Origin of the sequence: Vibrio sp. SG41-7 (assembly GCF_014164465.1) — a bacterium.
Taxonomy (GTDB): Bacteria; Pseudomonadota; Gammaproteobacteria; order Enterobacterales; family Vibrionaceae; genus Vibrio; species Vibrio splendidus.
This window is the reverse complement of sequence record NZ_JACJFF010000176.1, coordinates 1-6737: the sequence shown is the minus strand read 5'-3', so window position 1 is coordinate 6737 and position 6737 is coordinate 1. Positions and strand designations below refer to the sequence as shown.

The window sequence follows — 6737 nt, the reverse complement described above, 5'->3', positions numbered from 1 at the left end:
CGATTTTGTGAAGAATGTTTTACAGTGTCGATTTATCTCCTCAGTAAATCCGCTTTTCTTATCAAGTTTATTGGGTAGGCTTTTGTTAGATATTGTTCATTTCAACAACTTTTATTCTTAGGTCCTACCGGCCTTCTTTTCACTTTGCCTTTGTCGTCAAATTGTTTGGGAAAACATTCGCTTTGATGGATAAGGGAGAGAGTCACATTATAATAACTCTGTGTGGCATTAACCTGTGATTCATTAGTTTATATGTTATCTCTATGATCTGCTCCAGCAAGACTGGAGCAGATCACATTGAGTTGCACGTGAGTTCGCGACGACTAAACACACACGCCATATCGATCGACCTGAGACAATCCAAAGGTAGTCAAACAATGGAAGCACAACCGAAAAACATGCCCACCTTGCTCTATCTCTACCAATTGAAACAAGTTTAATTCAAGCGCCGTCTTAACCACTCTGGCTAAAACTTGAGCACTATCGCCATTAAAATCATTATCCAACCCCATTGCCACTAGATCCTTCTGGATAATAGCTATCTCATCACCACCTATCACAGAGGAACTTTTGACCAAGTCAGAGAATTGGTCAGCCAAATAATCATCAGTCAAATCTATATTAACTTGCAACGGCCCCTTGCCATCCATCTCAGACGGACACATATGATTAGGAAGGGAAACAAGCACTCCCTCTGGTGTAATGTTATCAAACAGACCAACAGGCGACTCAGCGCCACCGGGTAAATTGACGTATGGCAATTCCGAAATAACTAAAATCATCTGATTTGCGCGAATTTCTAATTTATACCGACCAGTTGTTAAGGCCATTGCCAAAATAAGATAAACCGACTCATCTCTATTGAAGCCTAATCCAAGAGCAATAAAAGGGTCAGGCACTCCCTCCTCATTAAAAAATACATCCAAGATCTTCAAGTATTGATGATGATTCTCTGGCATAGGGAGCCACTTTAAATACTGAGCAAAAGCCTTTGAACGAACCTCAAGCTCCCCCAAAAACTGAACACTCAAAGATAAACCAACAACCTTCCGATCTTTAGTTCGAATATGGTGGATTTCTATTTGGTCAACATGCCAATCTTTCAATGACGCTATCTCACAACCTATGCCCATACCCCCCCCAAAAAAAACTCGACTCCAGAGCACCAAGTTTGAATTTAATCACTTTCTATAACCGTGCTCATTGAACATACTTGCACTTGCTTAAAAATGGCATGTTACGCAACGATGGAAGTAACGCTTTTTCAAAGAAATAACCAGGACAAACCAACGATTGTCCCCATGCTCTTCGAGTACTCTACTGTACCAAATCGACTTTACTGACTTCTGTAAGGTTAGCGGATAAGCCTTCAGTTCAAGTTGCATTGGACTAACTTTTACTTTCTGAATTATCGATTTTGTCGGAACCACAACCTTCCAGTAAAGACGAAATTTCTCGCTTTAAGAACTGTCTCTGTTCAAAGGTACAAGATAGGTACTGTTTAAAAACTTCTTGTACCTCCTCCTCGTCAGTCATAATTCGCATCCTTACTATTTAGTTTGCACATCGCGACTCATCATTTTCTCTTTCACAAAGACCCAGGGCAGAGAGATAGTTACAATTTTCTGTTTTCATCTCTTTAATGCGAGCTTTATCAAACAGTAGAAAGCAAGCGAACAAACTTATAGAAACATCTTGCTGAAAGGCACCACTATTACAACTGAAACCTTAAAGCGAAAAACAGCGATTGAACGTTGATCTAAATTGGTTCAAAACCTTCCTTTCTCTCATGGCCTTCAAAAACATCATTGGCCTAAGAAATAAAAAATTTAATAAAAAAACAAAAATATAGGATTTACAAGTAGAAACATTATCTATAAATCACTCAGATTAAAATCGAGCAACCCCTTTTCTTAACTCATTTAAGCTGAGTACACTTTGCTCATACTGCTTTTTGCTATCTTCCATGAGATCGTGAGAGGCTTCAGCTTTACTATGGATAGAAAGAATATTCTGGTTAATCTCTTCAGAAACATTAACTTGCTCTTCAATAGCAACGGCTATTTGATTATTCCGGTCGACCACGCTCTGAACCTTTTCGCTCAATAAAGTGAGGCTTTCAAGAGTCGATTGAATCGTCGTTTGAGTGCGTTTCGCTTTCTCAGTACCATTGTTAACAGCAGTCACTGACTGGCCACTTCCCGTACATAATTTTTCAATCACCTCTTGAATCTCTGTGGTTGCTTCTTGTGTTTTTTGAGCAAGCACTCTTACCTCATCAGCCACTACGGAGAACCCTCTCCCAGAATCGCCTGCCCGAGCTGCTTCTATCGCGGCATTAAGTGCTAACAAATTTGTTTGGTCTGCAATCGCGTTAATCATCTCAATAACAGAGCTTATCTGTTGCGTCTCTCTCTCTACAGACAGTGATATTGTCGAGATATTGTCTAATTCATTAGTTAGCTCAACAAAGTTTTCTTCGACTTGATTTAACTCATTCTGACAAGATAAGAGCTCTTGTTGGGTGCTAAAGGTCGAATCTAGCGTTCCTTGCGCATTTTGAGATATTTCACTTGAAGCCGCCTGCATTTCGTTGATAGCAGTCGCTGCCATATCAATCTCTGTTTTTTGATTTTCAAGATTCTCAGACACCGTTGCGTTCGACTCAGCAGTTTTATTCGCCTGCTTTAAGGTCATTTCACATGAATCACTTACCGAAATTCGTATTCTTCCCAATAACGCTTTTGCATATTGCTTACGTACCTTCATTCCCAAAGCAATCTCGGAAAGGTCATCCACCTTGCTAAAATAAATATGTTCCATTAAGGGATTATTAAATTCATCCCTTGCTATTTTACAAATAACCTCCAAGCGACGTGTTAATATATAAATTGATGCAGAACTACCCATAAAGAGTAATAATAAACTTTGTGGTATCGTCACAACTTGATTAAGGTAAAGCGCATAAACGAGCCCGATTAGCAATATTAAGATTAAAGACTGACGTTGCCAGAGCCTTGTTTTTGGCAACATGAGCTTAAATGGTGTTTTTCCTTTATTTAAAGTCGCATACACTTTTTCTGCTCGTTCAACATATTCTCTCTTTGGCTTAAACCGAACAGACTGATACTCAACAACCTCGCTGCCTTCTTTTAACGGAGAAGCAAAAGCATCAACCCAATAATAACCACCACCTTTCCGTTGGTTTTTCACCATACCCATCCAGTTACTTCCTGACTGAATATGCCCCCATAGGTCTTTAAATGCGGCTTTAGGCATATCACTATGGCGAACCACATTGTGATACTCACCTACTAACTCTCCTTCTTTATAACCTGCTACTTCATTAAAATGGGGACTTGCATACTTGATTTTACTGGAAGGGTCTGTCACCGAAATTAGATTGTACGACTCCGGATAATCATACTCTTGCTCTGCCATAAATATTTCCCTGTTTAAACTAGATAACAACCAACTTGCTGTGTGAATCATTCATGCCACACGATACTGAAAAGGAAGGCACTTAATCTCGTTCAACAACCAATCATTAGTTATTGATTCAACTTGATTTTTATGCAAGAAAAACGAACACCAGACGTACCCAACCGGTTACTGAAAAAGTCCGGGAGCACGTCAGTCACACAAGTGAGACCAATTTTATACCAACAAAGATAATCATAGCTTATGAAAAGTAAGGTATGGGAAATAAAAATCACAACAGCCAAGATTGTACTGTATTTATCCAGAAACGCACTTATCTTCAAACTTTATTGCTAGAAAACCAATCCATCTATGAAATTTACCTCTAATATATAAGTAAAATAAGAATATTTCTTTGTCGCAACTTCTAGAAATTCATCTATTTTCCCTATCGACTACTAATATTCGTCGAAAAGCACACTCCACCTCGTTGCAATAATTAGTTTTCATTTAGAAAATAAACTTTTACTTGTAGGTTAGGTAAATTTTGATGTTATTATTTTCTAGTTATGGTAAAGAGACTGAGAGAAATGATTTTATATTACAAATATTATGCGCTTTCCTTGATAAGATTCGAAACTTACCCTTTAATATGCAACTAGCCTTAATGCAGCATTGAAGGAAAAATCATGAATGTGTTAGACAAGCATTGTTTATTACAGTTAGTTATTGACAACTTTCAAGAAGAGGTTGCAAAGTCCGTTGATTTCAATACTGGTGAAATTGGTATTCAGTATACCTGCCTCAATCATAATCTTACGTTTTTTATAGAACTATCCATAGTAGAAAAAATATATTCCACAAGATAAGTTTATATCATCGATATATATTCTCTTTTATTTTGGTAAGTAACTGCTACGTCGACTAGTTCTCGTAGCTTTATGCCGAAAGGAAATACTCGTTACATATAACTGATCTGCTCCAGTCAGACTGGACACTTAACTAAGCGACATTTTGTTTTTCAAAGTTCATTGGGCTTAGATACCCAAGAGCACTGTGCCTTCTCGTTCGATTATAATCAACCGCGATGTACTCGAAGATCGTTTGACGCATCTGCTCTCTCGTCATGACCGGTTCATATTGGATTGCTTCAACTTTCATAGAATGAAAGAAGCTCTCAACACAAGCATTATCCCAGCAATTTCCTTTCCTACTCATACTTTGCCTTAGATTATAATTACTTATGAGGTCTCGATAGTCTTTCGAACAGTACTGACTACCTCGATCGCTATGAGTAATAACCTGCTCTGGGAAACCTCGGCGAAATAAAGCCATTGATAAGGCATAGTAGACCAGTGAGGCCGTCATTCTCGTATTCATAGACCAACCAATAACTTGTCTTGAATAGAGGTCAATAATGACAGCTAAGTACAGCCAGCCTTCGCTTGTGGGAACATAGGTGATGTCTCCTGCCCATTTTTGATTTGGAGCCGTTGCGTTAAAATCTTGAGCGAGCAAGTTCGGAGCAACGAGCATTTTATGTTTACTGTCTGTTGTACACTTAAACTTGCGTGCTGCTTTCGCTACTAAATCCTCACGTTTCATACTGGCGGCAATGGTCTTAACATTATGGTTATCACCGCTCTCTGCCAGTTCTTTCTGAATACGTCTTGAGCCATCTCGTTCTTTGCTAACGTCAAAGGCTTCTTTTACTTTGGTATCAAGCTGTTGGCCCTGTCTCACGTTGAATCGCCTTGTGGCGATTCTCAACCCAATAATAAAACCCACTTCAAGAAACTCTGAACACCTTAGCCATATGGGAAATACTGAAACTCAGCAGGTGTTCGAGCATAAATTCATAGCAATTTACTTTAGATTTTTCGCGATGTATGGAATCCACTCATTCTCTGCCAAACTTAAGTATCGGCAGGAACAGTAAAATGAGGTGTCATCATGCTAAGAACTAACGTAATCGGCATAGATTTAGCGAAAAATGTATTTCAGGTTTGCAATATAAGCCGCCAGGGAGAGTTGCTCAGTAACAAAGCTATAAGCAGGCAGAAGCTTAAGGAACTCCTTGCTAAAGCCAAACCATCCCTTGTTGCTCTAGAAGGCTGCGCTACTTGTCACTACTGGGGTAGATACGCTGAGTCCTTCGGCCACGAAGTAAGGATAATCAATCCGAAAAAAGTGAAGGCCTATGTTGAGGGTCATAAAACTGATGCCAATGATGCGCTTGCTATCGCTAATGCAGCACTTCAAATAGGAATAAAATACAGCAAACCCAAATCGATGGAACAACAAACTTTGATGTCTCTTGAAGCAAATCGCCAGTTTCTTTCGAAAACTATCGTGTCATTGGGGCTGCACATTCGAAGCATCATTAACGAATACGGTATCGTTAGGGCTAAAGGCACTAAAGGGCTAGCTGCATTAGTGACTTCAGCGCTTGATGAAAGGGATGTTCTACCTGCAAGTTTAATTGCTACTTTATCAATGCTCTGGCAACAATACCTTAACCTGAAAGAAGAGTTAAACCATCTTCAGAAATCCATGAATGCGACAACTCGCCAAATAGAACCCTGTAAAAGGCTCATGGCTCTTGAAGGTGTTGGTGAGATAACCGCATCCATGCTTTATGCTAATTTGGGTGACGGGACACAATTTACTAACGGTCGACAAGCATCAGCGTTTATCGGGTTAACACCGAAGCAATACAGTTCAGGTGGTAAGGTGACGATGATGGGCATTGATAAATTTGGCGGAGTTAAAGATCTTCGCTCAATGCTTTACCTTGGTGCTATGGCATACATATATCGACTGCCTGACTCACCTACAAACCAGAAACAGGCGTGGCTTATCAAGTTAGTCAATAGAGTCGGTTTCAAAAGAGCTTGTATCGCTTTAGCAAACAAAACTGTTAGAACAGCTTGGGCAATGCTTCGCTATGAAACAAAGTATCAGTCAAAGACATTATCCTGCTAGCAGTATAAATTAACAGATTACAAATAATGATGTTCAATGGTTAGACCAGCCTACTGAGACCCTGACTACTTCGCAATGCTATAAAAAGCTTTTTTCGCGGCAAGGACAGTAGGTGCGCATGCATCAAAGGTTAGAAGGTCGCTCCTTCAATGAGAAACCGAATATACGACCGCATCTTATCCATTGCACATTCTTATCTTGTAAAACCCGTGGATTCCATATACGAAGTAGGTGGCGGCCTTTTTTACGATTTCTAGCTCTTCTGCTTGCTCTGCCAATTGCCTCTTTAGCTTAGCGATCTCAACGGCCAATTCTTGTTCTCGTTAGCTAAT

4 protein-coding genes and 1 pseudogene are annotated in these 6737 nt (G+C 39.6%); 1 reads left to right on the top strand and 4 read right to left on the bottom strand.

Annotated elements, in window-relative coordinates; translation table 11 throughout:
• Positions 1-323: 323 nt before the first annotated feature.
• The 4 genes and pseudogenes from H5300_RS24680 to H5300_RS24665 all read right to left on the bottom strand — a co-directional run.
• A complete protein-coding gene (locus H5300_RS24680; RefSeq protein ID WP_182797153.1) occupies positions 324-1106 on the bottom strand; it encodes a hypothetical protein in 783 nt (260 codons plus the stop codon).
• A 283-nt stretch (positions 1107-1389) separates the two neighbouring features.
• Positions 1390-1536: a hypothetical protein gene (locus tag H5300_RS24675; RefSeq protein ID WP_182797152.1), complete on the bottom strand. Its 147-nt coding sequence runs from the start codon at positions 1534-1536 to the stop codon at positions 1390-1392.
• 354 nt (positions 1537-1890) lie between these two features.
• Entirely contained in the window at positions 1891-3441 is a 1551-nt protein-coding gene (locus H5300_RS24670) for a PAS domain-containing methyl-accepting chemotaxis protein (RefSeq protein ID WP_182797151.1), read from the bottom strand.
• Positions 3442-4422: 981 nt separating this feature from the next.
• A pseudogene (locus H5300_RS24665) lies at positions 4423-5305 on the bottom strand (IS3 family transposase); the annotation flags it as partial.
• A gap of 68 nt (positions 5306-5373) precedes the next feature.
• On the opposite strand from H5300_RS24665, the gene H5300_RS24660 reads away from it, so the two are divergent.
• Positions 5374-6405, top strand: coding sequence for an IS110 family transposase (locus tag H5300_RS24660; protein ID WP_182797150.1), 1032 nt, complete (start codon positions 5374-5376; stop codon positions 6403-6405).
• Positions 6406-6737 lie beyond the last annotated feature (332 nt).

What these genes read in the sequence shown, in the direction of transcription:
- H5300_RS24675 (WP_182797152.1), bottom strand. Translation starts at nt 1,536, where the DNA reads ATGACTGACGAGGAGGAGGTACAAGAAGTTTTTAAACAGTACCTATCT.
- H5300_RS24670 (WP_182797151.1), bottom strand. Translation starts at nt 3,441, where the DNA reads ATGGCAGAGCAAGAGTATGATTATCCGGAGTCGTACAATCTAATTTCG.
- H5300_RS24660 (WP_182797150.1), top strand. Translation starts at nt 5,374, where the DNA reads ATGCTAAGAACTAACGTAATCGGCATAGATTTAGCGAAAAATGTATTT.